16 protein-coding genes are annotated in these 18,370 nt (G+C 72.4%); 4 read left to right on the forward strand and 12 right to left on the reverse strand.

Features of this window, described 5'->3' with window-relative positions; all coding sequences use genetic code 11:
• Positions 1-31 precede the first annotated feature (31 nt).
• Positions 32-574, reverse strand: coding sequence for a hypothetical protein (locus ACZ4Z3_RS33480; RefSeq protein WP_468504562.1), 543 nt, complete (start codon positions 572-574; stop codon positions 32-34).
• 106 nt (positions 575-680) lie between these two features.
• A complete protein-coding gene (locus tag ACZ4Z3_RS33485) occupies positions 681-2,042 on the reverse strand; it encodes an MFS transporter (protein ID WP_468504563.1) in 1,362 nt (453 codons plus the stop codon).
• A gap of 77 nt (positions 2,043-2,119) precedes the next feature.
• On the opposite strand from ACZ4Z3_RS33485, the gene ACZ4Z3_RS33490 reads away from it, so the two are divergent.
• Positions 2,120-3,157, forward strand: a complete 1,038-nt coding sequence (locus ACZ4Z3_RS33490) for a GlxA family transcriptional regulator (RefSeq protein WP_468504647.1) — start codon at positions 2,120-2,122, stop codon at positions 3,155-3,157.
• 88 nt (positions 3,158-3,245) lie between these two features.
• Here the strand turns inward: ACZ4Z3_RS33490 and ACZ4Z3_RS33495 are convergent, their stop codons facing one another.
• From ACZ4Z3_RS33495 to ACZ4Z3_RS33510, 4 genes are all read right to left on the reverse strand, one after another.
• Positions 3,246-4,457 carry a glycosyltransferase gene (locus ACZ4Z3_RS33495; protein WP_468504564.1) on the reverse strand — a complete coding sequence of 404 codons (1,212 nt, stop codon included), beginning with the start codon at positions 4,455-4,457 and terminating at the stop codon, positions 3,246-3,248.
• A 181-nt stretch (positions 4,458-4,638) separates the two neighbouring features.
• Positions 4,639-5,688, reverse strand: coding sequence for a Zn-dependent alcohol dehydrogenase (locus tag ACZ4Z3_RS33500; protein WP_468504565.1), 1,050 nt, complete (start codon positions 5,686-5,688; stop codon positions 4,639-4,641).
• Positions 5,689-5,752: 64 nt separating this feature from the next.
• On the reverse strand, positions 5,753-6,886 hold the full coding sequence (locus ACZ4Z3_RS33505; RefSeq protein WP_468504566.1) for an acyl-CoA dehydrogenase family protein: 1,134 nt from the start codon (positions 6,884-6,886) through the stop codon (positions 5,753-5,755).
• A gap of 296 nt (positions 6,887-7,182) precedes the next feature.
• Positions 7,183-8,103: an SDR family NAD(P)-dependent oxidoreductase gene (locus ACZ4Z3_RS33510; RefSeq protein WP_468504567.1), complete on the reverse strand. Its 921-nt coding sequence runs from the start codon at positions 8,101-8,103 to the stop codon at positions 7,183-7,185.
• Positions 8,104-8,208: 105 nt separating this feature from the next.
• Here ACZ4Z3_RS33510 and ACZ4Z3_RS33515 point away from each other — a divergent pair, with 105 nt between their 5' ends.
• Positions 8,209-9,141, forward strand: coding sequence for a cyclase family protein (locus ACZ4Z3_RS33515; RefSeq protein ID WP_468504568.1), 933 nt, complete (start codon positions 8,209-8,211; stop codon positions 9,139-9,141).
• Positions 9,142-9,652: 511 nt separating this feature from the next.
• Here the strand turns inward: ACZ4Z3_RS33515 and ACZ4Z3_RS33520 are convergent.
• From ACZ4Z3_RS33520 to ACZ4Z3_RS33535, 4 genes are all read right to left on the reverse strand, one after another.
• On the reverse strand, positions 9,653-10,180 hold the full coding sequence (locus tag ACZ4Z3_RS33520) for an ATP-binding protein (protein ID WP_468504569.1): 528 nt from the start codon (positions 10,178-10,180) through the stop codon (positions 9,653-9,655).
• A gap of 504 nt (positions 10,181-10,684) precedes the next feature.
• Positions 10,685-11,569: an acyl-CoA dehydrogenase family protein gene (locus ACZ4Z3_RS33525; RefSeq protein WP_468504570.1), complete on the reverse strand. Its 885-nt coding sequence runs from the start codon at positions 11,567-11,569 to the stop codon at positions 10,685-10,687.
• Positions 11,570-11,752: 183 nt separating this feature from the next.
• Positions 11,753-12,883: an acyl-CoA dehydrogenase family protein gene (locus tag ACZ4Z3_RS33530; RefSeq protein WP_468504571.1), complete on the reverse strand. Its 1,131-nt coding sequence runs from the start codon at positions 12,881-12,883 to the stop codon at positions 11,753-11,755.
• Between the two features lie 16 nt (positions 12,884-12,899).
• Complete coding sequence (locus ACZ4Z3_RS33535; protein ID WP_468504572.1) at positions 12,900-14,093, reverse strand: amidohydrolase family protein; 1,194 nt, start codon at positions 14,091-14,093, stop codon at positions 12,900-12,902.
• Between the two features lie 169 nt (positions 14,094-14,262).
• Between ACZ4Z3_RS33535 and ACZ4Z3_RS33540 the strand changes: the two genes are divergently transcribed.
• On the forward strand, positions 14,263-15,759 hold the full coding sequence (locus tag ACZ4Z3_RS33540; RefSeq protein WP_468504573.1) for a class I adenylate-forming enzyme family protein: 1,497 nt from the start codon (positions 14,263-14,265) through the stop codon (positions 15,757-15,759).
• Positions 15,760-15,891: 132 nt separating this feature from the next.
• Here the strand turns inward: ACZ4Z3_RS33540 and ACZ4Z3_RS33545 are convergent, their stop codons facing one another.
• Positions 15,892-16,404, reverse strand: coding sequence for an EF-hand domain-containing protein (locus tag ACZ4Z3_RS33545; RefSeq protein WP_468504574.1), 513 nt, complete (start codon positions 16,402-16,404; stop codon positions 15,892-15,894).
• Between the two features lie 185 nt (positions 16,405-16,589).
• Entirely contained in the window at positions 16,590-16,994 is a 405-nt protein-coding gene (locus tag ACZ4Z3_RS33550) for an STAS domain-containing protein (RefSeq protein WP_099963747.1), read from the reverse strand.
• Between the two features lie 537 nt (positions 16,995-17,531).
• Here ACZ4Z3_RS33550 and ACZ4Z3_RS33555 point away from each other — a divergent pair.
• Positions 17,532-18,113 carry a sigma-70 family RNA polymerase sigma factor gene (locus tag ACZ4Z3_RS33555; protein WP_468504575.1) on the forward strand — a complete coding sequence of 194 codons (582 nt, stop codon included), beginning with the start codon at positions 17,532-17,534 and terminating at the stop codon, positions 18,111-18,113.
• Positions 18,114-18,370: the final 257 nt, after the last annotated feature.

Consider the following 18,370-nt stretch of genomic DNA (forward strand, 5'->3'; position numbering starts at 1 on the left):
CCGGCTGAGGCGCCGGGGCCCCCTCTGGCCCTCACCCCACCGCCACGACCACCCCGCCGCCGATCACCACGCACCCGGCGGCCAGCGCGCCCCAGGAGAGGATCGCCGCGCAGGGCTGGACGGGCCGGCCCGCTCGGGCCCGTACGACGGTGACGTGCACCGCCAGGGCCGGGGGCAGGGCCACGGCGTAGAGCCCGAGGCCCGCGAGGTGCCAGGCGGGGACGGCCAGGGCCGGGAGGACCCACAGGGTGCAGGCGGGCGGGATCCACCACCAGGCGGTGCGGCCGGTCAGCTGCCGCGCGGTCCAGTGGGCGAGGCGCACCGCCGGGACGACGTACGCGGCGGTGAGCAGGCCACCGGCGAACAGGATCAGCACGAGCATCAGCGGAACGACCGCGAGGGCCGCGAAGGGCTCCCCGCCGCCGGGGCCCGACTGGGCGCCGAGCACGGCGACGAACAGCGCGGCACACACCAGCGCGCCCTCGACCCCGAGCACGGCCATGGACACCGCCGACGGTTCGGCGCTCCCACGGGCCACGCCCTCGCCCGCCGTCTCCGCCTTCGCCATGGACATCACCAGCACCCTCCCCGCCTAAAGGGAGTGTGCCCGCCCCGAAACGGTTGCGCCCGCCCCACCCCGGAACCGCCGCAGGGCGGGTTCCGCCCGGAACCGCCGTACTTCAGGCCCCGGCCACCGCCACGCCCCCGCCCCCGGTGGTCGCTGTCGGGGTCGGCCGTCGGCGCCGGATGACCAGCGCCATCAGCGCCGCCACCGCGCACAGCGCCCCGGAGGCGTACCAGACGACGTCGTACTCGCCGAAGGTGTCGCGGGCGAGGCCGCCGAGGAAGGCGACGAGGGCGGCGCCGACCTGGTGGGAGGCGAGGACCCAGCCGAAGACGATGGCGCTGTCGTCGCCGTAGTGCTCACGGCACAGGGCCATGGTGGGCGGGACGGTGGCGACCCAGTCGAGGCCGTAGAAGACGATGAAGAAGATCATCGGGAGGTGCACGGAGGGGGCCAGCAGATGCGGCAGGAAGAGGAGGGAGAGGCCGCGGAACGCGTAGTACACGGCCAGCAGCCGCCGCGGCTCGTAGCGGTCCGTGAGCCAGCCCGAGGCGATCGTGCCGACGACGTCGAAGACGCCGATGACGGCCAGCAGGGAGGCCGCCGCGGTGATGGGCATGTGGTGGTCGTGGGCGGCGGGCACGAAGTGGGTCTGGATGAGGCCGTTCGTGGAGGCCCCGCAGATCGCGAAGGTGCCGGCGAGCAGCCAGAAGGGGCCGGTCCGCGCCGCCGAGATCAGGACCCGGATCGTCCTGCGCGCCGCCCCCGGCACGGGCGCCGGCTTGGGCACGAACTCCGTCGCCCCGTACGGCTTCAGCCCCACGTCCGCCGGGTGGTCGCGCAGCAGCAGCCAGACGAAGGGGACGACGGCCAGGGCGGCGAGGGCCACGGTGACGGCGGCGGGCCGCCAGTCGTGTTCCGTGACGATCCAGGACAGCAGCGGCAGGAAGATCAGCTGCCCGGAGGCCGAGGCGGCGGTCAGGATGCCCGAGACGAGGCCGCGCCGCTCGGTGAACCAGCGGTTGGTGACCGTCGCCGCGAACGCCAGCGCCATCGAGCCGGAGCCGAGCCCCACGAGCAGGCCCCAGCAGAGCATCAGCTGCCAGGCCGAGGTCATCCACACCGTCGAACCGGCGCCGATCGCGATCACCGTGAGGGCCGCCGCGACCACCCGGCGGATGCCGAAGCGGTCCATCAGCGCGGCGGCGAACGGCGCCGTCAGCCCGTACAGCGCAAGGTTGATCGACACGGCGGACGCGATGGTGCCGCGGGACCAGTGGAACTCGTCGTGCAACGGGTCGATCAGCAGACCCGGCAGGGAGCGGAAGGCCGCCGCGCCGATGATCGTCACGAAGGTGACGGCCGCGACGAACCATGCGCGGTGCACTCGGGAGGACTTCGGGGGGCGGGACTCGTGGGGCCGCTGATCGGTGGTGGTGCGGGCGAGCGCGGGTGCGTCGTCGGCTCTCTGCGTCATGCGGACAAGCTTCGGACCTGCGATCTTCCGGAACGAGTGGCCCGAAGGACAGCATTCGTTAGGATCGGGCCATGACGATGACCCCGGAGCCATCCCGCAAGCCCGCCCGGCCCGGTGCCCGGCACCGTGTCGTCGTCCTCGCCATGGACGGCCTGCTGCCGTTCGAGCTGGGGATCCCGCAGCGCATCTTCGGCAAGGCGCGGGGAGCGGACGGCCGACGCCTGTACGAGATCGTCACCTGCTCGATCCGGCCGCCGGGACCGGTGGAGACGGACGCCGACTTCGCCGTCCTCATCGCGAACGGACCGGAAGCCCTGGCGACCGCGGACACCGTGGTGGTGCCCGCCTCGCACGAGCTGGGCCCGGTCTACGAGGACGGCGTCCTCACCCCGGAACTGGCCGCCGCCCTCGCCCACATCCGCCCCGGCACCCGGCTCGTCTCCATCTGCACCGGCGGCTACGTCCTGGCCGCCGCCGGCTTCCTCGACAACCGCCCGGCGACCACGCACTGGTACCACGCCGAGCACTTCCAGCGGCTGTTCCCGAAGGTACGGGTGGACGCCGACGTGCTGTTCGTCGACGACGGCGACATCCTCACCTCGGCGGGTGTCGCCGCCGGCATCGACCTGTGCCTGCATCTGGTCCGGCGCGACCACGGCACGGCCGTCGCCAACGACGTGGCCCGCCGCACGGTGGTGCCGCCGCACCGGGACGGCGGTCAGGCCCAGTACATCCAGCGGCCCCTGCCGGAGCAGCAGGCCGCCGGGACGACCGCCGCCCGCGCCTGGGCCCTCGCCCGCCTCCACGAGCCGATCCAACTGCGCGACATGGCCCGGCAGGAGGCCATGTCGGTGCGTACGTTCACGCGCCGCTTCCGGGAGGAGGTCGGGGTCAGCCCCGGCCAGTGGCTGACCCGGCAGCGCGTCGAACGGGCCCGCCACCTCCTGGAGTCCACCGACCTGTCCATCGACCAGATCGCCCACGACGCGGGGTTCGGCACGGCCCAGTCGATGCGCCAGCACCTCCAGGGGGCCCTGGGGGTGACCCCGACGGCGTACCGGCGCACGTTCCGCTCGGGCGGAGCGACACCGGCGGCCCCTCAGCGACAGCCCTGACCGCGACCTTCGGCGACAGTCCCGACCGGGGCTCCGGCGGCGGCGCCCGTCCGCCGTCACCCGACCCCGTGGGCGCCCCCGACCGTCCTCACACGGCCCCGTCGAGCAACAGCTGCGCGGCCACCGCCGCCCCGTCGGTGCGGACCGTGGCGGCGACCGCCCCCGCCCGCTCCCCCGTCTCCGGGGCGAGCGCCACCTCCAGCGCGGCCGACAGGGACGCGTAGGTCGGGACGGGGCCGTCGTGGGCCGCGCCGATGCCGAGTGCCGCCACCCGGCCCGCCCAGTACGGCTGGTCCGCCAGCTGCGGTACGACGACCTGGGGCGCGCCGCACCGGGCGGCCGTGGTCGTGGTGCCGGCGCCCCCGTGGTGGACGACGGCGGCCACCCGCCCGAACAGCGCCTGGTGGTTGACCTCGCCGACGGCGAGGCAGTCGTCCCGCTCGTCGATCAGGGCGAGATCGGCCCAGCCGCGCCCGACGAGCACCCGACGGCCCTGAGCCCGCACCGCGTCGACGGCGACCCGGGCGACGTCCCGCGAGGCGTGCAGGGGCATGCTGCCGAATCCCACGTAGACCGGGGGGTCGCCGGCGTCCAGGAACGCCGACAGCCCGTCCGGGAGGGGCCGTTCGTCGGGCAGGAACCACGCGCCGGTCTGGACGACGTCGAAGTCCGGCATCTCCGTCGGCGGGTCGAGGACCGGGTCCGTCGCCAGCCAGGGCCGGTCGCCGACGACATGGTCGCGGACACCGTCCACCGGGGTCAGCCCGGCCGCGGCCCGGTGGGTGTTCAGCGCCTCCCCGAACAGCGCGTCGACGGCCTCGGCGTCGAGGTCCCACAGCGCCCGGTTGTCGGTCACGTCCGGCGGCAGCGGACGCCCCGGGTACGCCAGCGGCGGGCGCTGCGGCGACGGCAGCGTGAGCTGCTGGAAGGTCACGGACACCGAGGGGATGCCGAGTCTCTCGGCCACCGAGCGCGCACCGGCCGCGGCCGGGATCATGCCGGTCGCCACGAGGACGTCCCAGCCCTCGGCCGCCGCGGTGATCACCTCGAACTGGCTGGCGATCACCTGTGCGGCACGTTCGGGAATCGTCGAGGCGGGCGGCGCCGCCTTCGTCAGCGACCGCGCCGACGGCCCGTACGGCACCATCTCCACGCCGATCCCGGCGAACAGCTTCTCGAACTCCTCGTCCGACGGGCCGCACACCCGTACCTCGGCGCCCCACTCCCGCAGACTCGCGGCCAGTCCCGCCATCGGCTGGATGTCCCCCCGCGACCCGTAGGTCGACAGCACAACGCGCACTCCACCACTCCCGATCTCCGCCGAACTCCCGCTCAGGCCGGTGATTCTGCGGTACGACCGGGCCCTTGCCGCAAGACCCCCCGTGCGCTATAAGTTGAGCACGGCAAGGAGTTCGGTGACTCCTTGCCTTTCTGTTTGCGCCCCGGCGCTCAGCGGCGCGCCCACGGCTCCCTCCCCCGGCTCAGAACGTGAGCACCGCCCGCGCGACCCTCCCCTCCGCCGCGTCCTGGGCCGCCTTCGCGAAGTCCTCCACCGGGTACGTGGCGGTCACCAGCTCGTCCAGCAGCAGCCGCCCTTCGCGGTACAGCTCGGCGTAGAGCGCGATGTCCCGCTGGGGCCGGGACGATCCGTAGCGGCAGCCCAGGATCGCCTTGTCCAGGTACAGGGAGGAGACCCGGAAGGACGCCTCGGCCGTGGCCGCCGGTACGCCCAGCAGCACCGCCTGCCCCCGCCGGTCCAGCAGATCGATCGCCTGGCGGATGAGTTCGACGCGGCCGACGCACTCGAAGGCGTGGTCGACACCGGTCGGCACGACCTCCCGTGCGCCGTCCGCGGAGGTGAGGAAGTGCGTGGCGCCGAACTGCCGGGCGACGCCCTCCTTCTCCGGGTTGGCGTCGACCGCGACGATCCGGGTCGCGCCCGCGAGGCGCGCCCCCTGGATGACGTTGAGCCCGATGCCCCCGGCCCCGATGACGAGCACGCTCTCGCCCCGGTCGACGCGCGCCCGGTTGAGGACCGCGCCGACCCCGGTCAGCACACCGCACCCGATCAACGCGGCCGACGACAACGGGATGTCGTCCGGTATCCGCACGGCCTGCACGGCCTTGACGACCGTCCGCTCGGCGAAGGCGGAGTTGGCGGCGAACTGGAACACCGGCTCCTCGCCGCGGGTGAACGGCCGCTCCGGGCGCCCGATCGCGCGACGGCACATGGTGGGCCGCCCCCGGTCGCAGTCGGCGCAGGTCCCGCAGTTGGCGAGGGTGGACAGCGCCACATGGTCACCGGGCCGGACATGGGTGACGCCGGCGCCGACCGCGTCGACGACGCCCGCGCCCTCGTGCCCGAGCACGACCGGCGCCGGGAACGGGATCGTCCCGTCCACCACCGACAGATCGCTGTGGCAGAGCCCGGCCGCCGCGACGGCGACCCGCACCTCGCCGGGCCCCGGCTCCCGTACGTCGAGATCGTCGACGACCTCGACCCGCTTCCCGTCGAACACGACGCCTCTCACGCCGGCACCTCCCGACCCACCGTCGACAGGCCGACCCTCGCCCTCCGCACCGTCGTCACGCCCCTCAACCCCTCGGTTCCCTCGGCAGACCGAGCACCCGCTCGGCGATGATCGTGCGCTGCACCTCGTCCGAACCGCCGTAGATGGTGTCGGCCCGGCTGAACAGGAACAGGTGCTGCAGCGGATCGAGTGCGTACGGCGCACCCGGCGACCACTCCACGGGCCCCACCGCCGCGTCCGCGCCCCGCACCTCCATCGCCAGCTCGCCGAGCCGCTGATGCCACCGCCCCCACAGCAGCTTGGCCACGCTCGGCGCGCCCGGCTCCTCCGAACCGCCCAGCGTCCGCAGGGCGTTCCACCGCATCACCCGCAGCTCGGCCCACTGCCGTACGAGCCGCTCCCGTACGACGGGGTCGTCGGCGGCGCCGCTCGCCACGGCGGCCCGTACGACGTCGCGCAGCTCCTGAGCGAACCCGATCTGCTGGGCGAGCGTCGACACGCCGCGCTCGAAGCCGAGGAGGCCCATGGCGACCCGCCAGCCGTCGCCCTCGCCGCCGACGACGTGGGTCGCGCGCGCCCCGTCGAAGAACACCTCGTTGAACTCGCTCGTGCCGGTCATCTGCCGGATCGGCCGCACCTCGACGCGGCCCGGCTGCGCCATGGGCACGAGCAGGAACGACAGCCCGTGGTGCCGCCGCGACCCGGGTTCGGTGCGCGCCAGCACGAAGCACCAGTCCGCCTCGTGGGCGAGCGAGGTCCAGATCTTCTGCCCGGTGACGGTGTACGTCCCGTCCGGGCGGCGCTCGGCCCTGGTGCGGAGGGCCGCGAGGTCGGAGCCGGCGCCGGGCTCGCTGTAGCCCTGGCACCACAGCTCCTCACCGCGGGCTATCGGCGGCAGGAACCGCTCCTTCTGCTCCCGCGTCCCGAAGGCGATCAGGGTGGGCGCGAGCAGCTTCTCCCCGATGTGCCCCGACCTGGGCGGCACACCGGCACGCGCGTACTCCTCGGCCCACACGACCTGCTGCACGAGCGTGGCCGTCCGGTTCCCGTACCCGCCCTCCGCCCACCCGAGCCCGATCCACCCGTCGGCCCCGAGCGTCCGCTCCCAGTCCCGCCGGTCCCCGGCCGCCCCGGCATGCTCCGCGAGCCAAGCCCGCACCTCCCCCCGAAACGCCCCGTCCTCCACCCCAAAGTCCACGCCCCACACCGCCTCCGGTCGACCGCACGAACCCTTGTCACCCAGGCAGAACAACTGACATCAAAGCCGCACCCCCACTCCGCACAGGGGCGCGAGGAACTCCGCGACCAGCCACGAACCACCCACACGAACCAAGCAACGCAAACCCCCACCCCCAGGGGCGCGAGGAACTGCGCGACCAGCCACAACCCACCCGCACAAACCGAACAACCCACACCCCCACCCCCCAGGGGCGCGAGGAACTGCGCGACCAGCCACACTCCACCCGCAGCCGCCCGACACCCCGCGGCCCCGAGCTATGAGGCGCCCTCGTTCGGCCGCGCCCCCGCCGCCGCGGCCCGCGCCATCTCCTCCACCCGCCCCAGCATCGGCATCGGATCCACCCCCACCACCCCGGGCAACACCTCGGCGATCCGCTCCGGCGTCCACCCTCCCTCCGCCCAGGCCGAACGCAGTTCCCTCGGCTGGGCCCACACCGCGATCCTCGGCCCCGCCACCGTGTACACCTGCCCGGTGATCCGCTCCTCCCGGGCCCGCTCGGACAGCAGGTACACCACGAACGCCGCCACGTCCTCCGGCTCACCGATGTCGGTCAACTCCACCGGCACCCCCGCGGACATCCGCGTCCGCGCGACCGGCGCGACCGCGTTCGCGGTCACCCCGTACCGGTGCAGTCCGAGCGCCGCGCTCCGCACCAGCGAGATGATCCCGCCCTTGGCCGCGCTGTAGTTGGCCTGCGACACGGACCCCTGATGGTTGCCGCTGGTGAACCCGATCAACGTCCCGGCCCGCTGCTTCCGCATCACCGCCGACGCCGCCCGGAACACCGTGAACGTGCCCTTCAGATGCGTGGCGACCACCGGATCCCACTCCTCCTCGGACATGTTGAACAGCATCCGCTCCCGCAGGATCCCGGCGACGCACACGACCCCGTCGATCCGCCCGTACGCGGTGACCGCCGCGTCCACGACCCGCTGCCCGCCCGCCATCGTGGAGATGTCGTCGGCGACGGCGAGGGCCTCGCCCCCGGCCGCCTCGATCTCCTTGACGACGGTCTCCGCGACGGAGCTGGTCGGTTCGGAGCCGTCGACGGACACGCCGTAGTCGTTGACGACGACCCGCGCGCCCTCCGCCGCCGCGGCGAGGGCGACCGCGCGGCCGATCCCCCGTCCCGCGCCCGTGACGGCGACGACCTTGCCTGCCAAGAAGTTTCCCACCCCGGCCCCTTCCCCTCATCGCGGTTTCTGACGGACCGTTAGATTTGCTCGCACGCCGATTCTACGACCCGTCAGATACACCGACACAAGCCCCGGGGAGGGCCGATGTCACTGCCCACGGAGTTCCACGAGATCGCCAAGCGCGTGAACAACTGGGGGCGTTGGGGGGCGGACGACGAGATCGGCACGCTCAACCTGATCACCGACGACGTGGTCCGCGAGGCCGTCGGCTCGGTGCGTTCCGGTCGCCGCGTCCCGCTCGCGCTGCCCCTGAGGCAGGACGGTGTGCAGACGGGGATGATCCCGGGCCGGGTCAATCCGCTGCACGTCATGGTGCAGATCAACCAGGAGATCTTCGGGCCGGGCACGGTCGCGTGCAGCGACGACGCCGTGACGATGGGCCTGCAGGCGGGCACCCACTGGGACGCCCTGACCCACGTCTCCCACTCGGGCCGCGTCTACAACGGCCGCCCGGCGGACACGATCACCCCGCACGCCGGGGCCGCGTTCGCCGGCATCGACAAGGCCCGCCACATCGTCTCGCGCGGCGTGCTCCTCGACGTCCCGCGCGCCCTGGGCCTCGACACCGGCCGGCTGCCCGGCGGCCACACGGTCACACCGGAGGACCTGGACGCGGCGGAGGAGTCGGCCGGGGTACGGGTCCGCGCGGGCGACATCGTCCTCGTCCGCACCGGGCAGGTCCAGGCGTACCTCGCGGGCGACAAGCACGGGTACGCGTTCCCGTCACCGGGGCTGTCGATCCGCACCCCGGAGTGGTTCCACGCGCGGGACGTCGCCGCCGTCGCCAACGACACGATGACCTTCGAGATCTTCCCGCCGGAGATCGAGGACCTCTGGCTCCCGGTGCACGCGCTGCACCTGGTCGAGATGGGGATGCCGCAGGGCCAGAACTGGAACCTGGAGGAGTTGTCCACAGCCTGTGGAGAAGCGGGCCGGTACGACTTCCTGCTGTCGGCGATGCCGGAGCCGTTCGTCGGCGGTACGGGCGCACCGGTGGCCCCGGTGGCGGTGCTGTGAGACGGGATCGGTGGGCGGCGCGCCGCTGCCCGCCCCGAGCTCGGCACCGCGCGCCGCCATCCGGCCTCGGCGTACCCGCCCCGCTCCCCGGGCCCGGTCGGGAGCCGACGCCGAAACACGACCCACACTCGCCGAGGACTTCCGTCACCGAAGCCCTCGTCGTCCCCTCGCGGCGAATCGATGACCACAAGCGTGATCAAACGGACACGGTACGTCAACACCCGTTCGGGGATTTGGGCCGCAGGGCCCGGCTCCCGGCGCCCGCGTACGGGAGCACCCCCGGCGCACACAGCCGCCACTGCGAGCGAGAGGCCCGATGCCGTGCTTCGACGCGCAGGCGCATGCGACACCGAGGCGCGCGCCGGGCGCCTGCCGGGCCGGAAATGCGCGCCACACGGCAGATGCGCACGCACACGGGCAGACGCACAGCGGGACGAGAACCACCCCGCCCCGCCCAAGCCCGGCCTGGACCGCCCACCCCCGACCACCCCGTACGCCAGTCCGCCCCGCCCTAGACCGCCCCGTACGCCAGTCCGCCGCGGGACACCGCCGCCACGCCGGTGACGGCGCGGCCCGACGGGCACCCGGCGGGGGTCGCGACGCCGCCCGCGCCGGCCGTTCCGGGCGGGCCGGGGGTGGCGCGGTCCAGTTCGCACCAGATGCGTTTGCCGATGCCCTCGTGGCTCCAGCCCCACCGGTCGGCGAGCCCCTCGACGAGCGCGAGGCCGCGCCCACCCGTCTCGTCGCCGTCGGCGCAGCGGGGCGCCGGCGGGCACGGGCTGGCGTCGGCGACCTCCAGGCGGACCGTGTCGGCGGAGCCGTCACGGAGCCCGGACAGCAGCAGCCGCAGCACAGCCGGCCGCCCGGTGTGGACGACCGCGTTGGTGACCAGCTCGGAGACGAGCAGGATCAGCGTCTCGCCCAGCGGCTCGTCGTCCCCTATCCCGGACCCGGCGAGCCGTGAACGGGCCCATCTCCGGGCGCGACCCACTTCTGCGGGGTCGGGCCGGATCTCCAGCTGCACTTGAAGCACCTGCACCGCTCACACCATCCGAACCGGCGGACACATCGCCGCACGCCCCTCCGGGGCCACGATCGTGGTCATCTTCTGCTCGGCCGACTCCACTGCCGTCGGCACCGGGATCACGGAACGTGATCCCCTTACTAGACAGCATGGTTGACGTACAGTCACCCCAACAAGCGCTTCGGGCATATTCCAGCGCGAAGGAGTACGCCTGGGGCATACTGTGCGACGCTCGTCGCGGGGAGTCGAACAGACCGGAGTGACGCGCCTCCGGCCCACTTCACGAGCGACGGGCACCGCCGCGTCCGGGGCCGCCACAGGGGCAACACCGGGCCGGCTGAGCCTCGGAACCACTCGCATCCCCCAGAAGGTACCGGAGTAAGACTCCGACTCCAGGCCGTGACAAGTCACACCTAGGACACAACCCGGTATCAACACTCGGTAATTCCGGTATGCCACGTTCCGCGACATTCACTCATGATGCCGCCACGGACTTCACAGCGACCCTGGTCAGCGCGGTCAACGGGACTCGACCAACAGTTCCCCCGCCAGCACTTCCTCACTGTCCGTCACCGATCCGCCACGTTCTGCCCGCACCCACGCCCGCTTCAGACACAGGTGTACGTCGGCCTCCCAGGTGAACCCCATACCGCCGTGGACCTGGAGACAGTCGCGGGCGCCGCGCACCGCCGCCTCGTCGGCCAGCAGCCGGGCCGCCGCGATGTCCACGGGGTCGGCGGTGACGGCCGCCGCGTAGACGGCCGCCCTGGCGACCTCCACGCGGACCAGCAGTTCGGCGCAGAGGTGCTTGACCGCCTGGAACGCGCCGATGGGCCGCCCGAACTGCTCGCGGGTCCGGGCGTGTTGCACGGCCGCCTCACTGGTCCGCACGGCCGTGCCGAGCTGCTCGGCGGCGGTGAGCAGGACGAGGAGGCCGTCCGGCTCGGCGGCACGGGAGCCCGCCGGGACCCGGTGCAGCGGCGTCAACGGGTCGACGGACCGCACCGCGACCGCGCCGGTCGCGTCCCCCGTCACCACGTCGGCCGCGTCCAGCCATTCCACCAGGCCCCCGCCTCCGACGGTGGTCACGACGGTCTCCCCGGTCGCTGCCCCCGGCACCACTCCCGCCGCGAGATGCGTGGCCACGAGTGGCCCGGGCAGCAGCGCACGCCCCGCCTCCTCGAACACCAACACGGCCTCGGGCAGCCCCAGCCCGACCCCACCCTCAGCCTCCGGCAACCGCAGCGAGAAGAACCCGGCGTCCCCCAGCTCCCGCCAGAGCCCCCGATTGATCCGAGGAGCGTCGGCACCCTCCCGCAAGGCGTCCCGCCCGAACCGCCGATCAAGCAACCCCCGCACAGCACGCTTCAAGTCAAGCTGCTGCTCATCAAGTCGAAACCGCATCCAAGGACCCCCAGTCAGAGCCGAGCACACCAACGCTTTTCAAGGGGCGCGGGGAACTGCGCGTCGAAAGCAGGGCGCGGCCCTGTCTTTCAGGGGCGCGGGGAACTGCGCGACCAGCCACACACAACCCGCACCCGCCAACCCACCGCACACCCCCACCCCCCAGGCGCCCCGGCCAAAACCTCACCCCTTCGGCAGCCCAAGAATCCGCTCGCCCACGATGTTCCGCTGAATCTCCGACGTCCCCGCCGCGATCGTGTACGACAACGAACTGAGCCGATCGAGCACCCACGCCCGCCCGAGATCGACCCCCTCCGGCCCCAGCACCTCCGCCGCCGCGTCGTACAGCTCCTGCCGGGCCCGCGAGTACCTCAGCTTGAAGACCGAACCCCCCACCCCCGGCACCCCTCCGGAGGACTCCGCCTCACTGACGTTCCACTGGGTGAGCCGCCACAGCGTCCGGAACTCCGCGTTCAGCCGCCCGAGCCGGCGCCGGACACCGGGGTCGTCCCACCGCCCGTTCGCCCGCGCCTCCCGTGCGACCTCCCCCAATACCCGTCGACAGGCGACGACTTCACCCACGAAGGCCGTGCCTCGCTCGAACGACAGGGTCACCATGGTCACGCGCCAGCCGTCGTTCTCCTCGCCGACCCGGTTGGCGACGGGGACCCGGACCTCGTCGAGGAACACCTCGGCGAACTCGGTGGACCCGGCGAGCGTGCGCAGCGGCCGTACGGTCACCCCGGGCGCGTCCATGGGCATGGCCAGCCAGGAGATGCCCCGGTGCTTCGGCGCCGACGGGTCGGTCCGCACCAGCAGCTCGCACCAGTCGGCGACCTCCGCGTGGGAGGTCCAGATCTTGGACCCGGTGATCACATAGTCGTCGCCGTCGCGGTACGCACGCGTGCGCAGCGCCGCGAGGTCGGATCCGGCGTCCGGTTCGCTGAACCCCTGGCACCACACCTCCTCACCGCGCAGCACGGGCGGCAGCCAGCGCGCCCGCTGCTCGGCGGTGCCCTCGGCGGCGATGGTGGGCCCCGCGTGCAGCAGTCCGACGAAGTTGGCGCCGACGTAGGGGGCGCCGGCCTTCTCGGTCTCCTCCAGGAAGATCAGCCGGACGGTCGGGGAGGCGTCCCAGTGGACGTGGGCGTACCCGGCGTCGTACAGCGTCCGCTGCCAGCCGAGGTCGTACGCGCGCCGTGCGGGCCAGTCGTCGGGGGACGGCTTCGGCGGCAGGGCGGGCAGGACCTTCGCCAGCCACTCCCGCAGCCCGGCCCGGAACTCCTCCTCCTCGGGGCTGTACGCCAGATCCATGACCGGGGGCCGCCCGTCACGTGTCGAGGTCGAGGTCGAGCATGCGGATCGCGTTGCCGCGCATGAGCTTGTAGATCGTCTCGTCGTCGAGGCCCTTCACATGGTCGAGGGCGACCTCCTTGGTGTGCGGGAAGGTCGAGTCGACGTGCGGGTAGTCCGTCTCGAAGGTCGCGTTGTCCCGGCCGACGACGTCCAGCGAGGCGACGCCGTGCTTGTCGCGGAAGAAGCAGCAGAACATCTGCCGGTAGTAGTACGTCGACGGCGGCTCGGGGATCAGATCGCGGACGCCGCCCCAGGCGCGGTGCTCCTCCCACACGTCGTCGGCGCGCTCCAGGGCGTACGGGATCCAGCCCATCTGCCCTTCGCTGTAGGCGAGTTTGAGGCGGGGGAAGCGGACCAGGACGCCGCTGAAGAGGAAGTCCATCATCGAGGCCATCGCGTTGTTGAAGGACAGCGAGGCCTGGACGGCGGGCGGGGCGTCGGGGGAGGCGGCCGGCATCTGGGAGCTGGACCCGATGTGCATGTTGATGACGGTGCCGGTGTCCTGGCACACCGCGAAGAACGGGTCCCAGTAGCCGGAGTGGATGGAGGGCAGTCCCAGGTGGGTGGGGATCTCCGAGAAGGTGACGGCCCGGACGCCGCGGGCGGCGTTGCGGCGGATCTCGGTGACGGCCAGGTCGATGTCCCACAGCGGGATCAGGCACAGCGGGATCAGCCGGCCGCCGCTGTCGCCGCACCACTCCTCGACCATCCAGTCGTTGTAGGCGCGCACGCAGGCCAGGGCGACCTCCTTGTCGTGCGCCTCGGCGAAGGTCTGCCCGCAGAAGCGGGGGAAGGAGGGGAAGCACAGGGAGGCCTCGACGTGGTTGAGGTCCATGTCGGCCAGCCGGGCCTTGGGGTCCCAGCAGCCGCGCCGCATCTCCTCGCGGGTGATGCCCTCCAGGGTCATCTCGTCGCGGTCGAAGCCGACGGCCGCGATGTTGCGCTTGTACGGGAACTTCAGGTCCTCGTAGATCCACCAGTCGGTCGGCTGGCCCTCGGGATCCATCGTGATCTGGTACTTCCCGGCCACATAGGCGAGCTCGCCGATGCCGGCGGTCAGGGGCTGGGGGCCGCGCTCCCGGTATTTCCGCGGCAGCCAGGTGTCGAAGAGGTGCGCGGGCTCGATCACATGGTCGTCGACGCTGATGATGCGGGGCAGTTCGGTCATGGATCCCCCACTCGATATCACTGACATCCAATATCTGATGGACCGTCAGATCCTTGTCGAGCAGGTTAGTGGCACACCCCTGGACCGACAAGGCGCCCCGGCCTACGCTCTGCCCACTATCTGACTGCTCGTCAGCTCCACGGACGAGTCCTCCAGGCAGGGGGCCGCTGTGAACGAAACCGCCCACGCGCTCGGCACGTCCCGCACCCTCTGGGAACTCCTCGACCGCCGCGCCGCGCTCACTCCCGACCGGCCGGTCCTCCTCCAGGACGACCGCACCCTGACCTTCGGCGAGCTGTGCTCCCGCGCCGAGCGGGTGGCGGCCGGCCTGTACGACATGGGCGTACGCCCCGGCACGGTCGTCGCCTGGCAGCTGCCCACGCGCATCGAGACGGCCCTGCTGTCCTTCGCCCTGGCCCGCATCGGCGCCGTGCAGTCCCCGGTCATCCCCTTCTACCGGGACCGCGAGGTCGGCTTCGCGCTCCGTGAGTCGAAGGCGGAGTTCTTCGCGGTGCCCGGCGAGTGGCGCGGGTTCGACCACACCGGGATGGCGCGGCGGCTGGGCGCCCGAGGGGTCTTCGAGGCGTACGAGGCCCTCCCGGACGGCGACCCGGCGGTCCTGCCCGCCCCGCCGGCCGACGGCACCTCCGTGCGCTGGATCTACTGGACCTCCGGCACCACGTCCGACCCGAAGGGTGTCCTCCACACGGACCGCTCCCTCATCGCGGGCGGCTCCTGCCTCGCTCACGCGCTCCGTCTGACCAGCGACGACGTGGGCTCGATCGCCTTCCCGTACGCGCACATCGGCGGCCCCGACTACATGGTGATGCTCCTGCTGTACGGGTTCCCGGCCGTGCTGTTCGAGCACTTCGCGCTGCCGGCCGCGCTGGAGGGCTACCGCAAGCACGGGGTGACGGTCGCGGGCGGGTCGACGGCGTTCTACTCGATGTTCCTCACCGAGCAGCGCAAGCAGCCGGGCGTCCCGGTCGTCCCCTCGCTGCGGCTGCTCGCGGGCGGTGGCGCGCCGAAGCCGCCCGAGCTGTACCACTCCGTCGTACGGGAGATGGGCGTGCAGCTGACCCACGGGTACGGCATGACGGAGGTCCCGATGATCACGATGGGGGCGCCGGACGACTCCGCGGAGAACCTCGCGACCACGGAGGGGCGGCCGCCGGAGGGGATGGAGATACGGATCGTCGACGGCGAGGTGCGGTTGAGGGGGGAGGCCGTCTGCCGCGGTTATCTGGATCCGGAGCAGTCGGCGGCGGCGTTCGACGCGGACGGGTTCTTCGTCACGGGCGACCTGGGCCGGCTGACGGACAGCGGGCACCTGGTGCTGACCGGGCGGCTGAAGGACGTGATCATCCGCAAGGGCGAGAACATCTCCGCCAAGGAGATCGAGGACCTGCTGCACCGCCACCCGGCTGTGGGGGACGTGGCGGTGATCGGACTGCCGGACGCCGAACGCGGGGAACGGGTCTGCGCGGTCGTGGAACAGCCGCCCGAGGCCGAGGCACTGACCCTGGCGGCGGTGACGTCGTACCTGCGCGCGGAAGGGCTCTCCGTCCACAAACTGCCGGAGCAGGTGGAGATCGTGGACGCCCTGCCGCGCAACGACACCCTGCGGAAGGTCCTCAAGTACAAACTGCGCGAACGCTATGCGTGAAAGGGCCGTGAGGGGTCACGAACCGAAGAGGATCGGTCCGGACAGGACCGGACAAGACCGGATAGGACCGGATAGGACCGGAGGCAGGATCGTGCCGGACCGGACCCGATTCGGAAGAAACCCCTTCGGTGGTCACTCCGGCACGGTGAAGTAGCGGGCGAACGCGGTCACGACGTCCATCTCGTCGACCTTGCCGTCAGCATTGGTGTCGAGGGCGGCGGCGGTGGCGGTGACCATGTGCTCCGGCACGCCCAGCGCCTTGAGGATGCGGGCGGTCTCGTCGACCGTGGCCGAGCCGTCCCCGTCGGCGTCCGCGACGGCGAGGGCCGCGTGCAGGAAGGGGCGGGCGATCTCGGCGAACCGCTCGGGGTTGTCGCGCAGCCGCTTGACCGCGCCGTTCACGAACTCGTCGCGGGTGATGCGCTGGTCGCCGTCCCGGTCCGCTATCCCGGCCATGCCCTGCCAGAAGGCCTCCGCGCCGCCGTACAGGGCCTGGCCCTTGTCCGAACGGGCGGGAGTGCCGAACTCGTTGAGCACCGCCTTGCTCGCCGCGCTGAAGTCCTCGCGGTCGATCCAGCCGTTGCCGTCCTGGTCGAAGGTGGCGAACCGGGCGGCGATCCGGCGCTCGTACTCGCTGCTGACCATGTTCTTTCGGGCCCGCCTTACGTCGAGTGGAATGCTTGATCCATGCCTGTCGGTGTTCCTCGCACGGAGCGTACGACGTCCGTGGGCGGTACGGAGCGCGAAAGCGACGCTTGTACCAAGACTGCGGGAATTCCGGGACAACTGTGTGGCCCCCGGGACACGGGTGGGCGTGGCGGGGCCGGTGGTCAGGCCGAGAGGGCGTCGGCCTCGCCCTCGGGCTCCGGTGCCACCGCCGACATGACGTCCGGGTGGACGTCGAAGAGACGGCGGACGCCGAGGGCGGCCATGACGCGGTTGACGTGCGCGCCCTCCGTCGGACCGCCCGCCCTGCCGTCGGGCGGGAGGATCAGCCGCAGCCGTCCCCGGCAGGAGCGCATGAGGCGGCGGGTGGCGATGAGGACACCCACCCCGCTGGAGTCGCAGAAGACGACGCCCGAGAGGTCGAGGACGAGACTGCGGCGACCGTCGGCCACCGCCTCGTGCACCCGCTGACGGAGTACCGGTGAGGTCACCAGATCCATCTCACCCGACACCCGCAGCACGGCCCACTCACCCTGCTCGCCGTCGGTCACCTTGAACTCCACCGCGATGCCTCTCAGTCGCCGAACCGGAAGCCAACACACCGCTTCCTGCTGCGCGGCTGCCCCGCCGTCGTTCCATGAAACACCCGTACTCCGCCGAAAGCGCGTGGCAACCGCGCCATTTCAGGGGCCTTTTCGGTGAGATTTTCATCGAGTACGGTCGTTAGTGATCGAAAACCGATCAACAAGCGATTGAGATCGATACAAGTGCGGTTCCGAGTGGCCGTTTTCGCGCCGCGGAAACGGCGCGCGGGACCCCGGCGGACCGGTGGACGCCCATGTGGGCGGCCTGAACAGCGCAGCGGAGGAGGCCTCTACCACCTTCGGCGCCGCGAGGGGCGCACATTGCCATAAAGGGGCGTGCGCGGTCAGCGGTGCCGACTACATTCGAGAACCCGATGCACGCAGGCTGGACAGACCGGTGCGCACAGGCTGGACGCCGGTGCGCACGGGTGGGACTCAGTGCGGGACGACGGCTCGGCCATGGGCCGGCCGGAACGGCCCGCAACAGGAACGGCGCAGGCCAGAGCAGGGTGAGGGGGCCGTATGGCGACGCAGGACGCACCGCCCCGGTGGGACCTCAGGATGCGGCAGCGGCTGACGCGCGGCGAGGCGGCCGCGCTAGGTGAGCTGTACGACCGGTTCGCGTCGCTCGTGCACGGCCTCGCCCACCGCGTCCTGGACGACGAGCGGGCCGCCGACGGCATCACCCGCGAGGTGTTCGTCCGGATCTGGGAGAACCCCGAGGCGTACGACCCCAAGCAGGGCCCCCTGCGCTCCTGGCTCGCCGCGCTCACCCACCGGCTGGCCGTGCAGCGGCTGCGGGCCACCGAGACCGCCGCGCTCGCGCAGGGCGGCGAGGGCAGCGCCGAGGAGCTGGAGCGCAAGGTCCACCAGGCGTCGGTCGCCGCCCGCGCGGACTTCATAGTGCAGGCCATGCCCACGCCGTTGCGGGCCGCACTCGAACTGGCGTACTTCCAGCGCCGCGACTACCGGCGGACCGCGGCCGACCTGGGCGTCACCGAGGACGAGGCCCGCCGCCGCCTCCGCCTCGGCCTCCAACTCCTCGCCACCGCCCACGACACCCGCCCCTCCGGCACCCCACCCGAACCCGGGGGTACGGCGTGAACAACGCGACGAACGCCTCCGGCGCGCACGGGGAAGAGCCGGACGACACGGAGACGACGGTGCCGGGACGTACCGGACGGGGGGAGAGCGAGGAGGGCCGGGGGGACGGGGACACCCGAGAGGCCGACGGCGTGGAGGCCGGTTGCACGGGGACCGGTGACGGGGAGCGATGCGCCGCCGACGTAGGGCCGGAGCATGGCAACTGTGCCTGTGCGCGGGAGCGCGGCGCCCGTGGCCCGGACCGCGACGCGCGCGAC

It is taken from the genome of Streptomyces sp. NPDC030296, assembly GCF_055572815.1.

Excerpts from the sequence above, each read along its gene's own strand:
- ACZ4Z3_RS33545 (WP_468504574.1), bottom strand. The coding sequence starts at position 16,404 with ATGGTCAGCAGCGAGTACGAGCGCCGGATCGCCGCCCGGTTCGCCACC.
- ACZ4Z3_RS33530 (WP_468504571.1), bottom strand. The coding sequence starts at position 12,883 with ATGGATCTGGCGTACAGCCCCGAGGAGGAGGAGTTCCGGGCCGGGCTG.
- ACZ4Z3_RS33555 (WP_468504575.1), top strand. The coding sequence starts at position 17,532 with ATGGCGACGCAGGACGCACCGCCCCGGTGGGACCTCAGGATGCGGCAG.
- ACZ4Z3_RS33490 (WP_468504647.1), top strand. The coding sequence starts at position 2,120 with ATGACCCCGGAGCCATCCCGCAAGCCCGCCCGGCCCGGTGCCCGGCAC.
- ACZ4Z3_RS33515 (WP_468504568.1), top strand. The coding sequence starts at position 8,209 with ATGTCACTGCCCACGGAGTTCCACGAGATCGCCAAGCGCGTGAACAAC.
- ACZ4Z3_RS33525 (WP_468504570.1), bottom strand. The coding sequence starts at position 11,569 with ATGCGGTTTCGACTTGATGAGCAGCAGCTTGACTTGAAGCGTGCTGTG.
- ACZ4Z3_RS33535 (WP_468504572.1), bottom strand. The coding sequence starts at position 14,093 with ATGACCGAACTGCCCCGCATCATCAGCGTCGACGACCATGTGATCGAG.
- ACZ4Z3_RS33485 (WP_468504563.1), bottom strand. The coding sequence starts at position 2,042 with ATGACGCAGAGAGCCGACGACGCACCCGCGCTCGCCCGCACCACCACC.
- ACZ4Z3_RS33480 (WP_468504562.1), bottom strand. The coding sequence starts at position 574 with ATGTCCATGGCGAAGGCGGAGACGGCGGGCGAGGGCGTGGCCCGTGGG.